A 20,628-nucleotide genomic window follows, 5' to 3' on the forward strand; every position below is an offset into this window, starting at 1 on the left:
CTTTCATCTTAGTATCCAATGCCTCCACGGAATGTGCGAGCCATATCTTTCAATTCATAGTTTTTAGAAGAGGTATCGATGGTCCATTTTCCATCTTTCTTAGTCATTTTAATTTCATAACCCTCTTTCTTCATGTTATCACTAGTGTCTAGAGGAGTTGAATCAAATTGACTCGGTGCATTTTCTAAAATGTATTTTTCACCAGCTTTCATAGCTTCTGAGTAGTTGCTATATTTGCCTTTGTTTTCTTCGTAGAATTTACGGCTCAATTCATAAACATTCAAGTTATCCAAGTCGATTGTTTCTGGTCGAACATAAACAACAGCATAGTCTGGCAAGTATGTCTTCACCTTGTAATCAACTTTTGCTCTCTTAGCATTTGCTTTGATGTAAGCATCTGCGAATGTTCTAAGTTCTGAATCAGACGGTTTGTAGTTATAGAAGCCTTTTCCGAATGATTCTGTAAATTTCTTGATAAACTCTTCTTTATCAGCTTTCGCATCGTTTGTGAATTCAGCACTATTATCAGAAGATTTTTTATCATCAGCAAGCGCAACAACTTGTGACTTATTATCAGTAGCACTTAGGTTCGTTCCACCACCAGAACTTTCCCCATTAAGGTAAACAGCATCGACATATTTTTTCATTACATCTTTCGCTTCATCAATATGATCTTCATACTGACTTGGGTCCACCTTGATTGCTACATCGTTATTCTTTTTAGAATTTTCTTTGATGTCATCGTAAAAGCTAGGTGCAAAGTGAAGTTCATACTTAGCATTCTTATCGACTTCATACACTACATAACCAGCAACGCTCTTTCCTTTAGAAAGACTGTCACCATATGACATAAATTTAGTTTTACTGTCGCTTTCATAAACTTGAATTGGTTGTAATTTTTCATCCTTTTCATTATAAAGCGTGATATCTTGGTTAGTAAAACTAAACTGTTTATCGCGATTGTTCTTGATTTCGACTTGAAGTGCAAGGTATGTTGATGATGAATCCTCATCTTTAGGCAATACATACATACCGTCTTTTACAGAAACCTCAAAGTTAGAGTTTGAAGCTGTGCCATTGTCGCTTGCTTTTTTTTGAGCTCCACAGGCAACCAGTGCTAAAGCTGATAAAAGCAAGGCAGAATGCTTAAGGATTTTTTTCATAATGGATTCTCCTTTAATGATTTACTATATTTTACCATACGCAGAATAAAAATCAAAACAGAAATCAGATATTTTCAAAATATCTTAAATTTATAGAGTTTTAACTTAAATTTTTCTATATGTTCATTTGATACATTAAAGAATTCTTTATAAAAAGAATAGAATATAACAATATTGACGATTTACTTTATTTAATAATTCCACAAAAATACTATAAGCTTTTAATATTTTAAAAAATTAGATAATTGATTTTCATCCCTAACTTAGTATAAGTTAGCACAGTCCCCACCATTTTCCCGCAAAAAAGCAAAAGTTAATTTCCTACATTTTAAATTATGCTAACGTTTTACTAAAATGTCAAATCGTGATATAATGAAAGCGATTAAAGCAAATAAACAAAGGAGACACTCTATGACTTACCAAGAAAATTATCAAAAATGGGTTGATTTTGCTGACCTTCCAGACTACCTTCGCCAAGATTTAGAAAACATGGACGAAAAAACAAAAGAAGATGCCTTTTATACCAATCTTGAATTTGGTACTGCTGGTATGCGTGGTTTGATCGGTGCTGGTACAAATCGTATCAATATCTATGTTGTTCGTCAAGCAACTGAAGGTTTGGCTCGTTTGATTGAGTCAAAAGGTGGAAATGAAAAAGAACGCGGTGTAGCAATTGCATACGATAGCCGTCACTTCTCACCTGAGTTTGCCTTTGAATCTGCGGCAGTTCTTGCTAAACACGGTATCAAATCTTACGTATTTGAAAGCCTCCGTCCAACTCCAGAACTCTCATTTGCAGTTCGTCACCTCAACTGCTTTGCAGGTATCATGATTACTGCCAGCCACAACCCTGCACCATTTAACGGTTACAAGGTTTACGGTGAAGACGGTGGGCAACTGCCTCCACATGACGCGGACGCTTTGACTACTTACATCCGCGCTATTGAAAATCCATTTGCTGTGGAAGTTGCCGATGTAGAAGCGGAAAAAGCTTCTGGTTTGATTGAAGTCATTGGTGAAGCTGTTGATTCAGAATACCTTAAAGAAGTTAAAGACGTAAACATCAACCCAACCTTGATCGAAGAATTTGGTAAAGACATGAAGATTGTCTACACACCACTTCATGGTACGGGTGAAATGTTGGCTCGTCGTGCTCTTGCTCAAGCAGGATTTGACTCTGTTCAAGTTGTTGAAGCACAAGCAACTGCTGATCCTGACTTCTCAACTGTAAAATCTCCAAACCCAGAAAGCCAAGCAGCCTTCGCCCTTGCTGAAGAACTTGGTCGTCAAGTTGGTGCGGATGTGCTTGTTGCAACTGACCCTGACGCTGACCGTGTTGGTGTTGAAGTCCTTCAAAAAGATGGAAGCTACCTCAACCTTTCAGGTAACCAAATCGGCGCTATCATGGCTAAATACATCTTGGAAGCCCACAAAAATGCTGGAACTCTTCCTGAAAATGCAGCTCTCTGCAAATCCATCGTATCAACTGACTTGGTAACCAAGATTGCTGAAAGTTACGGCGCAACCATGTTCAACGTTTTGACTGGTTTCAAATTTATCGCAGAGAAAATCCAAGAATTCGAAGAAAAACACAATCACACTTACATGATGGGATTTGAAGAAAGCTTCGGTTACTTGATTAAACCATTCGTACGTGATAAAGATGCTATCCAAGCCGTTCTTGTCGTTGCTGAGCTTGCTGCCTACTACCGTTCACGTGGTTTGACACTTGCTGACGGTATCGAAGAAATCTACAAAGAATACGGCTACTACGCTGAAAAGACTATCTCTGTTACCCTTTCTGGTGTTGATGGTGCAGAACAAATCAAGGAAATCATGGCTAAGTTCCGTGACAATGCTCCAAAAGAATGGAACGCAACAGCTATCACTGTCGTAGAAGACTTCAAGGCTCAAACTGCTACTGCTGCTGATGGTACTGTTACAAACTTGACAACTCCTCCAAGTGATGTGTTGAAATATACACTTGCTGACGGTTCATGGATTGCTATTCGCCCTTCTGGTACTGAACCAAAAATCAAATTCTACATTGCCGTTGTGGGTGAAAGTAATGAAGATTCACAAGCTAAGATTGCCAACATCGAATCAGAAATCAATGCTTTTGTTAAATAAGAAATTATAAAAGATGAGACCAACCAATCTCATCTTTTTTTCGTATCAAATCTAAGCATTTTTAGAAACTTTATGGCATACTAGACTTATCAATGAAAGCGAGGTAATCTCATGGAACAATTTTTAGAAAACATCAAAGATCTTGAAGTCACTACAGTTGCGCGTGCACAAGAAGCACTCGATGATAAAGAAACAGCAACCTTCTTTATTGCCCGTAAAACTTGCCCTTACTGCCGTAAATTTGCAGGCACATTGGCAGGTGTCGTAGCTGAAACCAAAGCCCACATCTACTTCATCAACAGTGAAGAACCAAGCCAACTCAATGAATTGCAAGAATTCCGCTCACGTTATGGCATTCCAACCGTACCAGGATTTGTTCACATTGCAGATGGCCAAATCAATGTCCGTTGCGACTCTTCTATGTCCGCACAAGAAATCAAGGACTTTGCTGGATTGTAAAAAAACCACTCATCGAGTGGTTTTTGTATTGTCTAAATTACTTTTTTTCAAGCAAGACTTGCATCATTCTATGTAGTTCTTCTATCTTCTCAGATTGTTTCTCTAGTAACATTCTTTGAGTTATTAATTCGTCTTGGAGTTTATCTAGTTTTATCTGCTCATCTGGATTATCCTTTACAAAAAAGTTTGTCAAAGCACTTGTTAACATCCCTATTGTGCCAACACCAACGAGCATTAGTAAAACAGCTAACCACTTCCCAAAAAACGACGCAGGAACAATATCTCCATAACCAACAGTCGTTACAGTTACAAGTGCCCACCAAAGACTATCTGAGAATGATTTTTCTTCAACAACAGATAAAATTGAACTACCTACCAGTACAATAAAGGAATTGAGATAGAAAATATAAAGTAAGCCATTTGTTCGTAAGAGTTTTCCAACTTTCTTTTCCAACTTGCCAGTTAATCCAACTACTCTTAAAAGACGAGTTAGATTCAGTAATTTTGTCAGCCTTGATAATCGGAAGATACGCCCTAATCGAAATACTGTAAAAATAGCATTTAAAGGAAGGATAGCTAGCAAGTCGAATATATTTTCAAGTATAAATCTCCATTTTTCTTTACTTGAAAAGAACCGCCAACCATAATCCACCACAAAAATAAACCAAAGTAGCAAGTCAATAATACTGTAGGGTGGATTATCCAAATCAATTATCTCAGCAAATCCAATCAAAACAAGGACAACGGATATCAATGCAAGTATGATAATCGTTGTGTCATAGTAATCCTTTAATAACCATTTTCTCTTCACACTGCTGCTCCTTTAGTTATTTTTATCATTATACCACACTAAAACCCTGACAAAGTACAAAACAAAAGAAGGCACTCGCCTTCTTTTTATATATCTGTTAATGGAGTTGCGGTATCTGGTGAAGTATCATAAACTTTAAAGTCTACTCCGACTCCCAGATCAGCTTGCGCTAGCTGGTTGACCATAGTCATATGAGCCAGCTCCTTGATATTGTTCTCTTTGGACAAGTGACCAAGATAAATTTTCTTGGTTCGATTTCCCATTGCACGAATCATGGCCTCAGCTCCGTCTTCGTTAGAAAGGTGACCGAGATCAGATAGGATACGCTGTTTGAGTCGCCAAGCATAAGATCCAGCTCGTAAGATTTCCACGTCGTGGTTGGACTCGATGAGGTAGCCGTCCGCATTCTCGACAATTCCTGCCATACGATCACTAACATAACCTGTGTCGGTCAGCATGACGAAGCTCTTGTCGTCTTTCATAAATCGGTAAAACTGTGGTGCTGCCGCATCATGGCTCACACCAAAACTCTCAATGTCGATATCACCAAAGGTTTTGGTTTTACCCATTTCAAAGATATGCTTTTGCGAAGAGTCCACCTTGCCTAGGTACTTACTATTTTCCATGGCCTGCCATGTCTTTTCATTGGCGTAAAGATCCATGCCATATTTGCGAGCCAAGACACCGACTCCATGGATATGGTCTGAGTGCTCATGCGTAATTAAAATCGCGTCCAGATCTTCAGGTTTGCGATTGATTTCAGCTAGCAGACTAGTAATTTTCTTACCAGATAAGCCTGCATCCACTATGATTTTCTTTTTTGGGGTTTCCAGATAAAAGGAATTTCCACTGGAACCTGACGCTAAAATACTGTATTTAAAGCCTTTTTCACTCATTCTAGTCTTCTATTTCGTCCTCCCATATTTCTTCTTTTACGGCATCCTTATCATAAGGGAGCACGATGGTAAAGGTCGATCCCTTACCGTATTCACTTTTGGCCCAAATAAAGCCATTGTGTTGTTTGATGATTTCTTTGGCGATCGCCAGACCTAGACCAGTTCCACCTTGGGCACGGCTTCTTGCACGATCCACACGGTAGAAACGGTCAAAAATCTTAGGCAAATCTTGCTTTGGAATACCTAGACCTTGGTCTTTGATGGATAAAATCATCTGGTCATCTGTGGTCTTCATGCTGACAGTGATTTTCCCACCATCTGGTGAGTACTTGATGGCATTGTTAAGAATATTATCAATCACCTGAGTCATCTTATCGGTATCAATCTCGATCCAAACTGAATTAATAGGGTAATCTCTGACAAGCTCATATTTTTTCTCGTCATCCTGACTTCTCATCTTATCAAAGCGGTTGAGAATAAAGGTGATGAATGCTGTAAAATTAATCAATTCCACATCTAGCTGACTTGTCGTATTATCAATACGAGAGAGATGCAAGAGATCTGTTACCATCCGCATCATACGGTTGGTTTCATCGAGTGAAACCTTGATAAAATCAGGAGCAACAGGATCATACAGAGCTCCCTCGTCCAAGGCTTCAAGATAAGATTTAACACTGGTCAAAGGAGTTCGCAACTCGTGACTCACGTTCGAAACAAAGAGTCTTCGCTCACGCTCTTCCTTCTCCTGCTCGGTCGTATCATGTAAAACGGCAACCAAACCAGAGATGAAACCTGACTCACGGCGAACCAAAGCAAAACGTACACGAAGGCTTAGGTATTCACCATTTACATCCTGGGAGTCAATCGTCAACTCAGGAATCTGTGTAATCAGATCACGCAGCTCATACTCATCTTCTATCTTGAGTAATTCGAGGATGCTTTTATTCAGAACATCTTCTTTCTGCACACCGAGCTGTTTCTTTGCCATATCGTTGATCATAGTAATCTGGCCACGACGATTGGTCGCAAGAACGCCATCTGTCATGTAAGAAAGAATACTGTTCAATCGTTTACTCTCTTGTTCCAGATTTTCTTGGGTCAAACGAATAACTTCTGACAAATCGTTCAGATTATTGGTGATATTGGTGATTTCTGTACTTCCTTGCAAGTCCAAAACTTGAGAATAATCACCTGCAATCAAGTCCTTAACCTTTTGATTTATCTCCTTCAGACGGATATTATCGCGACGATTTTCCAGTAACAGCAAGGTCACCACCAGGATAAAGCCAAGTAAAATCAGGATAAAGATAAAATCGCTGGTCAGAATAGTTTGTCTAATATCTTCAATCATTATTTCTCATATAGTATCCAACACCACGACGTGTGAGAATGTACTCTGGACGACTTGGAGTATCTTCGATTTTTTCACGCAAGCGTCTAATGGTCACGTCCACTGTACGAACATCACCAAAATAGTCATAACCCCATACAGTCTCAAGCAAGTGTTCACGTGTAATCACTTGACCAATATGAGACGCCAAGTGATACAAGAGTTCAAACTCACGGTGGGTCAATTCTAACTCCTCACCATATTTCTTCGCCACGTAAGCATCTGGAACGATTTCCAAATCACCAATTTGTAAAGGCTGCGTTTTCTTCTCATCAGACTCTTGGCTATCCACAGAAACCAGGTCTGTACGACGAAGCAGAGCCTTGACACGAGCCTGCAACTCACGGTTTGAGAAAGGTTTTGTAACATAATCATCTGCACCTAACTCTAAACCAATAACCTTGTCAAACTCGCTATCCTTAGCTGATAGCATGATAATCGGCACGCTACTAGTCTTACGAATAGCTTTAGCAACTTCTAAACCATCGATTTCAGGTAGCATCAAGTCAAGGATAATAATATCTGGTTGCTCTGTTTCAAATAGCTCGATTGCCTCACGACCATTGAAGGCTGTAACAACTTCATAACCTTCCTTGGCCATATTAAACTTAATAATATCTGAGATTGGTTTCTCATCATCTACAATTAATATTTTTTTCATTTTATCACCTTTTCTCTATCTATTATAACAAAAAAATGTAAAGAAGGCACAAATGGCTACTGTAAGCCTTCATCTTCAAGAGTTGTTTTATAAGCCTGCCAAATTTTTTGTTGAGGTTTCGCAAGTGGATAATCAGAAAACTCCTGAGGAGAAACCCAACGAATTTCTCTGTCTGGAAACTGTTTTGTTTCCAACACTTGACCAACTAGGATTTGAATGTACCATTTCCGATGACTAAATACATGCTTGACTTGATCAAATACTTGCTGGGACCAATTCACTTCTAAATCATAATCTTGCTCAAAGTTTTCTTGAGGACTTGGCCCAAATACTCTGCTTTCCTCTTTGACTTGAGAAAAGAGATCTAGCTGATCGTCATCACTTGAGAAATCATCAACTTCAATCAATGGGAAATGCCAAAAACCAGCTAGTAGTTTCTCGCTTTCGTTTTTCTCTAGTAAATATTGCCCACGGTCATTGCGCACAACCAAAGCCTTGAGATAAATTGGGAGGGGCTTTTTCTTGGGTTCTTTAATCGGATATACATCCATAGTTCCGTTCTGATAGGCTGCGCTAAAGTCCTTAACAGGGCTTTCTTCTGGTCGAGGGTTAACTGGAGCCTCTATATCAGAGCCCAAATCCATCAGAGCTTGGTTAAAATCACCCGGTCGTTTCGGGTCAATCAAGATTTCCATCATAGCTTGGAAAATCTTTCGATTGCTGGGAACTCCGATATCATGATTAACCTCAAACAAGCGTGCCAAAACTCGCATGACATTGCCATCGACCGCTGGCTCAGGCAAATTAAAAGCGATACTGGAAATAGCTCCCGCAGTATAAGGGCCAATCCCTTTCAGGCAAGATATTCCTTCATAGGTGTTTGGAAATTGACCACCAAAGTCAGCCATAATCTGCTGGGCTGCAGTCTGCATATTGCGCACTCGAGAATAATAGCCTAATCCCTCCCAAGCCTTCAACAAACGCTCCTCAGGGGCATTCGCCAGACTTTCAACAGTTGGAAACCAGTCCAAGAATCGTTCGTAGTATGGAATAACTGTATCCACTCTGGTCTGCTGGAGCATGATTTCAGATACCCAGATGTGGTAAGGGTTTTTACTTCTCCGCCAAGGTAGATCTCGCTTGTTTTCATCATACCATTTGAGGAGTTTCTCACGAAATGAAATGATCTTCTCCTCTGGCCACATGACGATACCGTATTCTTTCAAATCTAACATATATCTAGTATAACATAGAAGCTTCTAACTGTCCTTTTCTCAGTACTAAAAAGCCTCTTCCCATGGGAAAGAGGACTAAATCTTATTGATGAACTGCTTGAGCTGCTGTGATAAGGGCCAACTTGTACACATCGTCTGCATTACATCCACGAGAAAGGTCGTTAACAGGTTTGTTCAAACCTTGTAAAACAGGTCCGACAGCCGCAAAACCACCGAGACGTTCTGCCATCTTGTACCCAATATTTCCTGCTTCGATACCTGGGAAGATAAAGACATTTGCTTGACCTGCTACATTACTTCCTGGAGCTTTAAGAGCTGCAGTTTCAGGAACAAAGGCAGCGTCAAATTGCAACTCACCATCAATCTCAAGGTCGGGACGCAAGTCGTGAGCAATTTTAGTAGCCTCCACTACTTTATCAACACTTTCACCAAATCCTGAACCTTTAGTAGAATAGCTTAGCATAGCAATTTTAGGTTCAATACCAAACATTTTAGCTGTGATTGCTGAGTTGATAGCAATTTCAGCCAAGGCTTCTGCATCTGGATTGATATTAATAGCACAGTCACCAAATAGATAACGTTCCGTACCACGAACCATGAGGAAGGCACCTGACGTACGAGTTACATTTGGACGAGTTTTGATGATTTGAAGGGCTGGGCGAACTGTTGAGGCGGTTGAGTGAATTGCTCCTGACACCATACCGTCAACCAAGCCCAAGTAGACTAGCATCACACCAAAGTAGTTGACGTCTTCAACCAAAACTTTGCGCGCTTCTTCTTCAGTCATTTTACCCTTACGACGCTCTACTAAAGCAACAACCATTTCTTCAAATCGAGGATAGTGTTGAGGGTCAATGACTTCATAACCATCCATGATTCCTTCAATTTCAAGATAAATTTTAATTTTTTCAGGATTTCCAAGCAAAACAGGGATTACTTCTGTTTCTTTTACCAAGCGTTTTGTCGCTTGAAGAATACGTGGCTCTTCCCCTTCAGGGAGAACGATACGAGCATTTTTGCCAACCAGGTTGGCTTTGAGACTTTCAAAAACTTCCATGAGTTTTCTCCTTTAAGAAAATAAATTATACTCCAAATAAGTTTTAAAGAGTATTAGTTGATAACTGAGTAATAAGATTGCTGAAATCATCCGGTAAGGGGCTTTCTAGCTGCAAATCTTGCTCTAGAAAAGGATGATAAAAAGATAAATAATGACAATGCAAGGCCTGGCGCTGAATACCGTCGTCTAGGCTGCCTCCATAGAGATCGTCTCCCAACAAAGGAAAACCGATATGAGAAAAATGCACTCGTATCTGATGAGTTCGTCCAGTATGCAGTTGAATATCGACCAAGTGAATATTTCCGTAAGAAGCTACAACTTTATATGATGTATGGGCGTATTTCCCACCCTTGGCAACCCGTCTTGTGATAATGGAGTCCACATCACGCGCAATCGGGGCAATAATATCCCCTTCAGGCTCCAAGACACCAGCTCCTTTAACCAAAGCAAAGTAACGTTTTTCGATAGACTTTCGTTGCAGTTGCTTGTCTAAACGTGCATGAGCGTATCCGTGTTTGGCAAAAAGCATCAAACCAGAAGTATCTCTATCAAGCCTAGTCACGATGTGAACTTGCTGGTTTTCATAGTTTTGCTTGACATAGTAGCCCTTGATAAAATTGGCAATGGTATTGGAATGATTAACACTGGGGATGGAAGCTACTCCATAAGGTTTATTCAAAACCAGAAAATGGTCATCCTCATACAAGATATCGAGTGGTCGATTAATAGCTTCAAGGCTCTCAAATCCTTCCTCTGCTGGAATATCAATAGTAACCCTGTCTCCAACATCTAAGAGATAAGTCGCATTTTGAGGTTGGCCATTGACCAGAATAGCCCCGCCTCGAAACTTAATCTTAGCCAAAAGTCCCTTAGAAACCTCGTGTTTCTTGAGGAAGGTTTTGACTTTGACGTGCTCATCTGCGGTAAATTCGAACCTCATTCATCCACCTCGCCGATGAAGGCATCTTTGACACGATTCCAGAAACTAGTGTGACTTGGAGTCGCTACGAAGTGAATCTTGTGATGGTCGATTTGATACTCAATCCGTTCTATATTACGGAATGAATAGACGCTGTTATCGACTGATATCGTATGGTAATCATTGCGTGTCGGTAAGAGTTCAATCTTATCTTTTTTGGGAATAATGATTGATGATCCCAAAGTGCGATAGACTCGATTATTGAGGCTCGCTATTTCCGTCAATTGCAAGGCTTCAATGGTCGGATGCAAAACAGCTCCACCCAAGGATTTGTTGTAGGCAGTACTTCCCGTCGGCGTTGAAACAGTCACTCCATCTCCACGAAATCTCTCAAACGGAACGTGGTTAATGATGATATCCGCAACCATGGTCCGATCTGATCGACGGATACTGGCTTCATTTAAAGCACGGAAGATTTTCACTTCTCCATTTTCAAGCGTTACCTTGACATTCAAGACTGGATAGGAAACTTTGGCACCAGTATCTAGTAAAAGATTGGTCACCAACTGATCCAGCTCAAAATCACGATAATCTGTGTAAAATCCCAAATGCCCTGTATGAACACCTACAAATCGAACCTTGTCTAACTGATTCTCATACTTGTGAAAGGCAGACAAAAGCATTCCGTCACCACCAATGGAAATCACGATATCGGGATTGGTATCGTTCAGTATAAAATGTTGTTTTTTTAGTTTTTCCCTCAGTTCATGCAAGACCTTCTGACTTTGTGGCTTTCTATTTGCTATGAGGTCAACTCGTTTACCTGTATTCTTCATCTGTATCGTCACTATTTCCTACACCATCGTTTAATTTTCTGCTCAATGGATCAAAGAGAGCCTGCGCTTCCTGGATATCATCACGAATCTTACCCATTTCTTCATCCAGTTGATAGGCTATTTTGCCCGTGATTTCCAGTCTTTTCCTGATTTCTTCTGGAAAATCGCCCTGATATTTATAATTGAGCGAGTGTTCAATCGTAGCCCAGAAATTCATGGCTAAAGTCCGTATTTGAATCTCCACCAAAATCGTCTTCGCTCCGTTGATCGTATCAACCGTGTACTCAACAACCACGTGATAAGAACGATAGCCCGAAGCCTTACGATGAGTAATATAGTCTCGTTCCTGAACGACTCTCATATCTTGGCGTTTACGTAGAATTGCAACAACTTCTTCCACGTCATCAACGAACTGAACCATGACACGTAAACCCGCAATGTCTTGCAGATCATGTTCGAGACTTGCATATGTAATTCCTCGACGAGCCATCTTTTCTTTGATACTTTCAATCGGTTTTACACGACCCGTTACAAACTCAATCGGAGAATGCTTGTTTTGCTTACGATACTGTTTGCGAATTCCCCGAAGTTTAATCTTCAATTCACCAACAGCCTGAATGTAAGGATCTAAAAATTCTTCCCATTCTATGGTCATACTTTCTCCCTTGTAATGTTTGATTGCTCTGTCGAAAATCTTTGATTTTTTCAGTACATTCGTATACAATAAATACATTGTCCATTATACCATAAATCGCTTTCAAAGATATAGAAAAGGTTGAAAAAATGAAACATTTAGAAATAGAATTGAAAACACTTCTGAAAAAAGAGGAATATGATCATCTAAAAAAACAGTTTTCCCATATCCAACCCGTCTTTCAGAAAAACTACTACATTGACACACCAGATTTCCAATTGCGTGAAAAGAAGGTTGCCATGCGCATTCGCACCTTTTCAGATTGGGCGGAATTGACCTTAAAAGTACCTCAAAGTATAGGAAATATGGAATACAACCAGAAACTAACTCTTCCAGAAGCTGAATCATACCTAGAAAAACAAAAACTACCTCCAGGGCTCGTTCTAGAGAAACTCGCTAAGATTGGCATCGAAAGCCATGACTGGCTTGTTCTAGGCTGCCTTTCCACCCTTCGTTATGAAACGAAAACAGAAATTGGTTTAATGGCCTTAGATGAAAGTCACTACTTTGATCAGACGGACTATGAACTCGAGCTTGAAGTCACTGACCATGAAAAAGGGAAAGCAGATTTTCAGAGATACTTAGATAAAAATCAGATAACCTATCAGAAAGCTCCTTCAAAATTAATTCGTTTTATTAAAAGCATGAAAAAAAGCTGAAATAATCTCCTTTTTTTGGTAAAATAGAAAAGATAAAAATAAAAGAATCTGGCTTTGAAAAACAAAACTTTCTCAAAGAAGATTCGCAAAGTTTACAGAGGACGGTCTATAATGTCAGATAGAAACAACATGAAACTTTTCACCCTAAACTCTAACCATGAAATCGCTCAAAAGATTGCGGATACAGTTGGTGTACCTCTCGGGAAATTATCCTCTCGTCAATTTTCTGACGGCGAAATCCAGGTCAACATTGAAGAAAGTGTTCGTGGTTACGATGTTTATATAATCCAGTCAACCAGCTATCCCGTTAGCAACCACTTGATGGAGTTGTTGATCATGGTTGACGCTTGTGTACGTGCAAGTGCTCATAGTATCAACGTTGTCCTTCCTTACTTTGGTTATGCGCGTCAGGATCGTATCGCTTCTTCTCGCGAACCCCTCACTGCAAAACTGGTTGCCAATATGCTTGTCAAAGCTGGTGTAAGCCGTGTTCTAACGCTTGACCTCCACGCTGTTCAGGTCCAAGGTTTCTTTGATATTCCTGTAGATAATCTTTATACTGTTCCTCTATTTGCTAAGCACTACTGTGATAAGGGACTTCTTGGTTCTGATGTTGTTGTTGTTAGTCCAAAGAACTCTGGTGTTAAACGTGCTCGTAGTTTGGCTGAATACCTTGATGCTCCTATCGCTATCATTGACTACGCGCAAGATGATTCTGATCGTAACGAAGGCTATATCATTGGGGATGTTGAAGGCAAGAAGGCTATCTTGATTGACGATATCCTAAATACTGGTCGTACTTTCTCTGAAGCAGCTAAAATCGTTGAACGTGAAGGCGCAACTGAGATTTATGCAGTATCCAGTCACGGTTTATTTGTTGAAGGTGCAGCAGATCTTCTTGACGCTACAAACATCAAAGAAATCCTCGTGACAGACTCAGTAGCAACCAAAGAAAGAACTCCAGAAAATGTATGTTACATTACTGCTAGCGAATTAATCGGAGATGCTATCGTCCGCATCCATGAAAGAAAACCAGTCAGCCCACTCTTTGCTTACAACAAAAAGAAATAAGGTGATTCTTTGATTTATTTGGACAATGCTGCTACGACTCCTATGTCAGCAGTAGCTATTGCAGAAATGACCAAGGTCATGCAAGAAACTCATGGTAATCCTTCTAGTATTCATGGCCATGGTCGACAAGCTGGTAAACTCTTACGAGAGGCTCGTCAAGACTTAGCCCTCTTACTAGGAACCAAACCTCAACATATCTTTTTCACGTCTGGCGGTACAGAAAGTAACAATACAGCCATTATCGGCTATTGTCTCCGTCATCAAAATCGTGGAAAACATATCATCACGACAGCTATTGAACACCATTCTGTACTTGAGACTATCGATTATCTGGTGCAACATTTTGGTTTTGAAGCAACTATCATCAAACCAGTAAATCAAGAAATAACTGCCCAGCAAATTCAAGAAGCTTTACGTGACGATACCATCCTCGTTTCTACCATGTATGCTAATAATGAAACCGGCAGTCTCTTACCTATCGCTGAGATTGGACGTATTTTAAAAGAGCATTCTGCGGCTTATCATGTAGATGCTGTTCAAGCTATCGGGAAAATCCCTATTCATCCAGAGGAATTGGGAATTAATTTCCTCAGCGCTTCTGCCCACAAATTCCATGGACCAAAAGGAGTTGGCTTTATTTATGCTTCTTCCGCGGACTTTGATTCCTACCTTCACGGTGGAGACCAAGAACAAAAGAAACGGGCTGGAACAGAAAATCTCGCTGCTATTGTAGGTATGGTCGCTGCTCTCAAAGAGGATTTAAATGACCAAGTTGAGCATTACCAAAAACTAAGCGCACTCAAAGCTACTTTTTTAGAAGAAATTGCAGGTCTCGACTACTATCTCAATGAAAGTAACCACCAACTTCCTTATGTTGTCAACATTGGCTTCCCTGGTCAAAAGAATGATTTGCTCTTACTACGGTTAGATCTTGAAGGAATTTCAATTTCTACCGGTTCAGCTTGTACTTCTGGTATTGTGCAAACCAGTCATGTGCTTGAAGCATTTTATGGACCAGATTCGCATCGTTTATCAGAATCTGTCCGTATCAGTCTTTCTCCTCTTAACACTGAGGAAGAACTGAAACAACTCGCACAAACCTTAAAAAATATTATTGGAGATTAATCTAATGGCATTCGAAAAAACCATTAAACTACAAAACTGCCGCTACAACTACACACTTAGCCCATCTGTCAAAAAGTTCACACTGAAAGATAATACTTTCTTTGAAACAAAGGTAGGAAACTTCGAACTAACTCGTCTACTTGAAAAAGTACCCAACAGTGGTGAAGGTTTCAAGCTAAAAATCATCATCAATAAAGACCTTACAGGTGCTAAACTCAACATCACTGACAAGTCTGGTCTTCGTTTGGTCAATATCTTTAAATCAGAAGACCACCACATTCATCAGGAAAAATTCTACTTCCTCATGGACAGTTTAGTAGAACGCGGTATTTTCACTAAAGAAGAAAGATAATTGACTATGTATCGACTTACCTATCAAGATAACTATCACGTAGAACGTACACTTGAATATAAGGATTACGAAGAGCTCATGTTATCTCTATCAGGCTGTGTGACACTACCTGATACTCTCCTAATCAGCTCCTTAACGCTGAATGATAAGGTGATTTATCAAGGATTGGTTGGCGATTTCTACCGTTTTCTATCACAAGCTCATTTTTCAGATAAAAACTAAGAAATTTCTTAGTTTTTTCTTGTTTTTGTTGATTTTTTCACAATGTTTCTATAAAATAGAAGAATAGAAAGGTTGTGATTTTGTGAAAGATAAACAGTCTGCTATTCCAAAAGCAACAGCAAAAAGACTCTCTCTTTACTATCGAATTTTCAAGAGATTTCATGCAGAAAAAATCAAACGTGCCAACTCCAAGCAAATTGCAGAGGCTATCGGAATCGATTCTGCGACCGTTCGTCGGGATTTTTCCTATTTTGGTGAACTAGGTCGTCGTGGTTTTGGTTACGATGTCAAAAAATTGATGAATTTTTTTGCTGATCTCCTAAATGATAACTCAATTACAAATGTTATGTTGGTTGGAATCGGAAATATGGGCCATGCCCTTCTCCACTACCGCTTTCACGAGCGTAACAAGATGAAAATTATCATGGCCTTTGACCTAGATGACCATCCAGAAGTTGGAAGCCAGACACCTGATGGAATTCCAATCTATGGTATCTCTCAGATTAAAGAAAAAATCAAAGAAGCAGATGTCAAAACTGCTATCCTAACAGTTCCAAGTGTTAAATCACAAGAAGTTGCCAATCTTTTGGTTGATGCAGGTATAAAAGGTATTCTCAGCTTTTCCCCTGTTCACCTTCACCTCCCAAAAGATGTGGTCGTTCAGTATGTCGATTTGACAAGCGAACTCCAAACCCTCCTCTATTTTATGCGTAAAGAGGATTAGAAAGCGAAAGCATTTATGAAAAAACCAGTTATTGGGATTACAGGAAATGAAAAAGCTCATCCAGATGATGACATCATGATGAGCTATGCAGCAAAGGGCTTTATTGAAGGAGTCAAGGACGCTGGCGGAATTCCAATCATCCTACCAATTGGTGATCAAGAAATGGCTGCCTATTACATCAGTATCATTGATAAGCTCATCCTAACGGGTGGGCAAAATGTTGATCCAAAATACTATGGTGAACCAAAGGCTATTGATAGTGATGACTACCACCTTCAAAGAGATATTTTTGAACTAGCACTTATCAAAGAAGCGATTAAGCAAAAGAAACCAATTTTCTCTGTTTGTAGGGGTACTCAACTTTTTAATGTCGCCATGGGAGGCACGCTTCACCAAGATATCGACGATCATTGGCAGGACTGTTCAGCCGAATACACTACCCAACGCCTCGTAACGGAACCTGATACCATTCTCCGAGAAATCTATGGAGAAATCTCTCACATCAACTCCTTCCACCACCAGAGCATTAAAGATCTAGCCTCAAATCTTAAGGTTGTAGCACATGATCCTAAAGATGGAATCATTGAGGCTGTGACCACTACGGACGGCTTTCCTTATCTTGGTGTTCAATGGCATCCTGAATTTATCTTTGAGAATCGTCCCAAAGATAAAATGCTATTTGACTATGTTGTTAACGAACTCTAGGACTTATAAATAGGTTATTAATCATGAATGAAATTAAAATACCTTCTACTCATGAGATTTTGAGAGATATAGAAGCTAATGTTTTCTTATCAAACAATGAAAAAGAATTAAGGGTTTGCTTTCATCTTTCTAATCTCTATAGACTTTTAACAGCGGAAAGTTACCAATCTTTTTCTAAGAATAAAGAGAATTTCGATAAACTATCTCAAAAAGAAAAAGAAAAACAGCTGGAAGAAATGTCTAAAAAGGCAAAACTATTTTGTAAAAAGGCAGATGCTAAACTAAAAAGTAAATTTCATTCAAGTCTTTACTTTTACAGAGATATTCTCATTCATAAAAAAAGATATTATAAAATCGAAGATTTCAATTCGATTGTCAACTTTATCGTTCAAGAAAATTTACTTGTACCCACGATAAAACCTCTTCCTGTTATCAATATGGCAGAAGTAGATTCCTATGTTTTAAAAGTGATTGAGTAAGATCATGTGCAATCTTAAATCAGATCCGTCTTTTCACGGTAACTAAAGTAATCAGAGTGAGAGACAATCAAATGGTCCAAGAACACAATTCCCATCAGTTCGCAGGCTTCCTTGACTAGTTTAGTGACATGGTCGTCGTTTCGACTAGGGGATACTGCACCAGATGGATGATTGTGAACGAGAATCACGGAGGTAGCCATATGCTTCAAAGCATAGTGAAGGATTTCCCTCGGTTCAGCAATACTGCGTGTCGCAGAGCCGATAAAAATAGTTTGCTGATGAATGATTTGATTTTGAGTGTTGAGATAGAGCGCCACTAGGTGCTCTTGTTTTTTGTCGCCAAGCTCCTGTTGCATTTTCTTGGCTAGCTTTTGACTACTGAGAATACTTTCCATCTCAAGGGTTTCATGTTTATGAATACGATGCCCCAGTTCAATTACTGCTTGTAGTTCAATGGCCTTAATCCGTCCAATACCAGACAGACTCTGCAATTCCTGCAGGGTCATTTTTTTCAAATCAGTTAGGCTGGTCAAACTGTTCAAGACTTTCTGGGAAATTTCAAAAACATTGGCCTGACGCGTTCCCGTTCTGAGCAAAATAGCAAACAACTCTTGATTGCTTAGAGCCTCTACTCCTTCTTTTACTAGTCTTTCTCTAGGTAAGAGTGAATCTTCTTGGAATGAAATACTGTACATAAAAATCCTCCTCACTTTATTATTCGTGAGAAGGATGGAAAATTAGATTTTTTTCTCAATTGGGGCCACACTAGCTAAGAGTTTTTTCAGACCGACTTCTGGGAAATTGATTTTTAGTTCCTGAGTATCACCGCTACCAGAGACTTCCAGAACAGTTCCCTCTCCCCACTTCTTGTGGAGAGCAATATCCCCAATAGACCAGTTGGTATCACTTGAATCTTTTTTATTTCCGGATGTAAACTGCCCAAACGGAAGACCACTTGACTGGATAGAGCTTGGTGCAGCATTGCGTTTCCGTTCTTGAAGGGCCTGAGCTAAGCTCATACCTTGACCGAAAGCAATCCCACCACTGCTATAAGAGGCTTTAAAGCTAGTATTCGCTGGACGGGCCAAACCTTGATACTCGAGCAAGTCCGAACTGATTTCATTGATGAAACGTGTTGGACGGTTATAATTTGTACGACCGAAAAGCAAGCGAGAGTTGGCATTGGTCAGATAGAGGATCTTTTCTGCTCGTGTGATACCGACATAGGCCAAACGGCGTTCTTCTTCCAGTTCATCTGGATCTTCAGCTGCACGGCTAAGGGGAAAGACATTCTCCTCCATCCCGATAATAAAGACAACTGGGAACTCAAGTCCCTTAGCTGCATGGAGGGTCATCAAGGTCACTTCTGATGTCTCCTGACTGCCTGTATCCGTATCTGCAATCAAAGCCAAGTCATTCAAGAAACGACTGAGTCTATCTAAACCTGTTTCCTCTTCTTGACTATCAGGATTGTCGTCAAAATTCTTGGTAACAGATAGGAACTCTTCGATATTTTCAACCCTTGCCTTGCTTTCTAAGGTCGCTTGGGCATTGAGAATATCGATATAATCAGTTTTTTCTAGAACAGCCTCAACCAGCTCGGAGATAGTTAATTGATCCAGTTTTTCTCGCAAATCCAAGATCATATTGGCAAAGTCCCAAATTGACTGGGCTGCTTTTCCTTTGATGCCAGACAACAGGATATTGGCTGAAGCATCCAGCATAGACATGTCTTGCATATTGGCAAAGTCACGAATTTTCTCAACGGTTCCTGGGCCAATTCCGCGTTTAGGCTCGTTGATAATGCGCTCAAAACTGATATTATCACTCAAATTGGCAATGAGGTTAAGATAAGCTATAATGTCACGGATTTCTTTACGGCTGTAGAACTTGGTTCCGCCGACCATAGTATAAGGAATATTGGACTTTAGGAGGGCCTCCTCAATAGTACGAGACTGGGCGTTAGTCCGATAAAGAACTGCAAAATCCTTGTGGAGGAAGTTTTGACTACGACCAAGTTCATCGATGGTTTTGGCTACAAAAACAGCCTCATCTTGTTCGTCATTTGCACGATAGTAAATAATCTGTTCCCCATCAGCATTCTGGGTCCAGAGATTCTTGGGGCGGCGATTTTTATTGTTTTTGATGACGTCATTGGCGGCTTGGAGAATGGTTTTTGTTGAACGATAATTCTCCTCTAACAAAACTACCTTGGCTTGAGGGTAATCTTTTTCAAAATCCAATATATTCTGCATATCAGCCCCACGCCAACCATAGATGGACTGGTCCGCATCACCGACCACGCAGATATTTTTAAAGCGTGAAGCCAAGAGTTTGACCAATTGGTACTGGGCATGGTTGGTATCTTGGTACTCATCAACATGAATGTACTGGAACTTCTGCTGGTAGTAGGTCAAAACATCAGGATTCTGATCAAAGAGACGCAAAGTCAACATGATCAAATCATCAAAGTCAACCGACTCTGACTGACGAAGCTCTTTCTGATAGGCCGTATAACACTGGGCTACGATTTGCATATACATATCACCAGCCTGAGCAGCATAAGCCACATCATCAATCAAGTCATTCTTAGCATTGGAAATGGTTCCCAAAATGGTTCGTTCATTCCATTTTTTTGGATCCAAGTTTAACTGCTTGAGAATGCGTTTCATGAGAGTTCGTTGCTCACCAGGATCTACAATAGTGAAATTCCGATTGTAGCCAATATGATCCGCATCACGACGCAGGATACGAACACACATAGAGTGAAAGGTCGCAATCAGACAGTCCTGAGTGGCTGGATTGAGGCCATAGGCACGCTCCTTCATCTCACGCGCAGCCTTATTGGTAAAGGTAATGGCCAAGATATTCCAAGGATTGACCATCTTTTCATCAATCAAATAAGCAATACGGTGGGTCAAAACTCGGGTCTTCCCAGAACCAGCCCCCGCCATGATTAACAAGGGCCCTTCTGTCGTTTGCACCGCCTCAGCTTGACGGTCATTCATTCCATTCAATAATGCGTTCATTTTCTCTTCCT

The 20,628-nt window shown here is 40.1% G+C and carries 22 protein-coding genes; 10 read left to right on the forward strand and 12 right to left on the reverse strand.

The window, feature by feature from the left end; all coding sequences use genetic code 11:
- Positions 1-8 precede the first annotated feature (8 nt).
- The gene (locus Q4A91_RS02295) at positions 9-1,163 is read right to left on the reverse strand and encodes a DUF4352 domain-containing protein (RefSeq protein ID WP_303204415.1); all 1,155 of its coding nucleotides are present in this window, start codon (positions 1,161-1,163) and stop codon (positions 9-11) included.
- Between the two features lie 411 nt (positions 1,164-1,574).
- On the opposite strand from Q4A91_RS02295, the gene Q4A91_RS02300 reads away from it, so the two are divergent.
- Both Q4A91_RS02300 and Q4A91_RS02305 read left to right on the forward strand, forming a co-directional pair.
- The gene (locus Q4A91_RS02300) at positions 1,575-3,293 is read left to right on the forward strand and encodes a phospho-sugar mutase (RefSeq protein WP_303204416.1); all 1,719 of its coding nucleotides are present in this window, start codon (positions 1,575-1,577) and stop codon (positions 3,291-3,293) included.
- Positions 3,294-3,404: 111 nt separating this feature from the next.
- On the forward strand, positions 3,405-3,752 hold the full coding sequence (locus tag Q4A91_RS02305) for a thioredoxin (RefSeq protein ID WP_303204417.1): 348 nt from the start codon (positions 3,405-3,407) through the stop codon (positions 3,750-3,752).
- Between the two features lie 37 nt (positions 3,753-3,789).
- Here Q4A91_RS02305 and Q4A91_RS02310 read toward each other — a convergent pair whose 3' ends face one another.
- The 9 genes from Q4A91_RS02310 to Q4A91_RS02350 all read right to left on the reverse strand — a co-directional run bounded on the left by Q4A91_RS02310 (position 3,790) and on the right by Q4A91_RS02350 (position 12,212).
- Positions 3,790-4,563, reverse strand: coding sequence for a potassium channel family protein (locus Q4A91_RS02310; protein ID WP_303204418.1), 774 nt, complete (start codon positions 4,561-4,563; stop codon positions 3,790-3,792).
- Positions 4,564-4,649: 86 nt separating this feature from the next.
- On the reverse strand, positions 4,650-5,459 hold the full coding sequence (locus tag Q4A91_RS02315; protein ID WP_303204419.1) for an MBL fold metallo-hydrolase: 810 nt from the start codon (positions 5,457-5,459) through the stop codon (positions 4,650-4,652).
- A 1-nt stretch (position 5,460) separates the two neighbouring features.
- Positions 5,461-6,810, reverse strand: a complete 1,350-nt coding sequence (gene vicK, locus Q4A91_RS02320) for a cell wall metabolism sensor histidine kinase VicK (RefSeq protein ID WP_000568721.1) — start codon at positions 6,808-6,810, stop codon at positions 5,461-5,463.
- Positions 6,803-7,510: a response regulator YycF gene (gene yycF, locus Q4A91_RS02325; RefSeq protein WP_303204420.1), complete on the reverse strand. Its 708-nt coding sequence runs from the start codon at positions 7,508-7,510 to the stop codon at positions 6,803-6,805. The genes vicK and yycF overlap by 8 nt, the downstream gene beginning before the upstream one ends.
- Positions 7,511-7,566: 56 nt before the next feature.
- Positions 7,567-8,745, reverse strand: a complete 1,179-nt coding sequence (gene mutY / locus Q4A91_RS02330; RefSeq protein WP_303204421.1) for an A/G-specific adenine glycosylase — start codon at positions 8,743-8,745, stop codon at positions 7,567-7,569.
- An 82-nt stretch (positions 8,746-8,827) separates the two neighbouring features.
- On the reverse strand, positions 8,828-9,802 hold the full coding sequence (gene pta, locus Q4A91_RS02335; RefSeq protein WP_303204422.1) for a phosphate acetyltransferase: 975 nt from the start codon (positions 9,800-9,802) through the stop codon (positions 8,828-8,830).
- A 43-nt stretch (positions 9,803-9,845) separates the two neighbouring features.
- Entirely contained in the window at positions 9,846-10,742 is an 897-nt protein-coding gene (locus Q4A91_RS02340) for an RluA family pseudouridine synthase (RefSeq protein WP_303204423.1), read from the reverse strand.
- Positions 10,739-11,557, reverse strand: a complete 819-nt coding sequence (locus Q4A91_RS02345) for an NAD kinase (protein ID WP_000799063.1) — start codon at positions 11,555-11,557, stop codon at positions 10,739-10,741. The genes Q4A91_RS02340 and Q4A91_RS02345 overlap by 4 nt, the downstream gene beginning before the upstream one ends.
- On the reverse strand, positions 11,541-12,212 hold the full coding sequence (locus Q4A91_RS02350) for a GTP pyrophosphokinase family protein (RefSeq protein ID WP_303204424.1): 672 nt from the start codon (positions 12,210-12,212) through the stop codon (positions 11,541-11,543). Before Q4A91_RS02350 ends, Q4A91_RS02345 begins: the two co-directional genes overlap by 17 nt.
- A 128-nt stretch (positions 12,213-12,340) precedes the next feature.
- Between Q4A91_RS02350 and Q4A91_RS02355 the strand changes: the two genes are divergently transcribed.
- From Q4A91_RS02355 to Q4A91_RS02390, 8 genes are all read left to right on the forward strand, one after another.
- Positions 12,341-12,910 (forward strand): CYTH domain-containing protein, encoded by a 570-nt coding sequence (locus Q4A91_RS02355; protein ID WP_303204425.1) that lies wholly within the window; start codon positions 12,341-12,343, stop codon positions 12,908-12,910.
- Positions 12,911-13,021: 111 nt separating this feature from the next.
- A complete protein-coding gene (locus tag Q4A91_RS02360) occupies positions 13,022-13,981 on the forward strand; it encodes a ribose-phosphate diphosphokinase (RefSeq protein ID WP_001283843.1) in 960 nt (319 codons plus the stop codon).
- Positions 13,982-13,990: 9 nt separating this feature from the next.
- Positions 13,991-15,106 carry a cysteine desulfurase family protein gene (locus Q4A91_RS02365; protein ID WP_303204426.1) on the forward strand — a complete coding sequence of 372 codons (1,116 nt, stop codon included), beginning with the start codon at positions 13,991-13,993 and terminating at the stop codon, positions 15,104-15,106.
- Between the two features lie 4 nt (positions 15,107-15,110).
- Entirely contained in the window at positions 15,111-15,458 is a 348-nt protein-coding gene (locus Q4A91_RS02370) for a DUF1831 domain-containing protein (RefSeq protein ID WP_254735782.1), read from the forward strand.
- A gap of 6 nt (positions 15,459-15,464) precedes the next feature.
- The gene (locus Q4A91_RS02375) at positions 15,465-15,680 is read left to right on the forward strand and encodes a DUF4649 family protein (RefSeq protein ID WP_303204427.1); all 216 of its coding nucleotides are present in this window, start codon (positions 15,465-15,467) and stop codon (positions 15,678-15,680) included.
- A gap of 82 nt (positions 15,681-15,762) precedes the next feature.
- Complete coding sequence (locus Q4A91_RS02380; protein WP_303204428.1) at positions 15,763-16,404, forward strand: redox-sensing transcriptional repressor Rex; 642 nt, start codon at positions 15,763-15,765, stop codon at positions 16,402-16,404.
- Positions 16,405-16,419: 15 nt separating this feature from the next.
- A complete protein-coding gene (locus Q4A91_RS02385; RefSeq protein ID WP_303204429.1) occupies positions 16,420-17,109 on the forward strand; it encodes a gamma-glutamyl-gamma-aminobutyrate hydrolase family protein in 690 nt (229 codons plus the stop codon).
- 23 nt (positions 17,110-17,132) lie between these two features.
- A complete protein-coding gene (locus tag Q4A91_RS02390) occupies positions 17,133-17,588 on the forward strand; it encodes a hypothetical protein (protein ID WP_303204430.1) in 456 nt (151 codons plus the stop codon).
- A gap of 14 nt (positions 17,589-17,602) precedes the next feature.
- Here the strand turns inward: Q4A91_RS02390 and radC are convergent, their stop codons facing one another.
- Together radC and pcrA are read right to left on the reverse strand one after the other, a co-directional pair.
- Complete coding sequence (radC, locus tag Q4A91_RS02395) at positions 17,603-18,283, reverse strand: DNA repair protein RadC (protein ID WP_303204431.1); 681 nt, start codon at positions 18,281-18,283, stop codon at positions 17,603-17,605.
- 42 nt (positions 18,284-18,325) lie between these two features.
- Positions 18,326-20,617, reverse strand: a complete 2,292-nt coding sequence (pcrA, locus tag Q4A91_RS02400) for a DNA helicase PcrA (RefSeq protein ID WP_303204432.1) — start codon at positions 20,615-20,617, stop codon at positions 18,326-18,328.
- Between the last annotated feature and the right edge of the window lie 11 nt (positions 20,618-20,628).

Origin of the sequence: Streptococcus sp., from assembly GCF_030528045.1 — a bacterium.
Lineage (GTDB): Bacteria > Bacillota > Bacilli > Lactobacillales > Streptococcaceae > Streptococcus.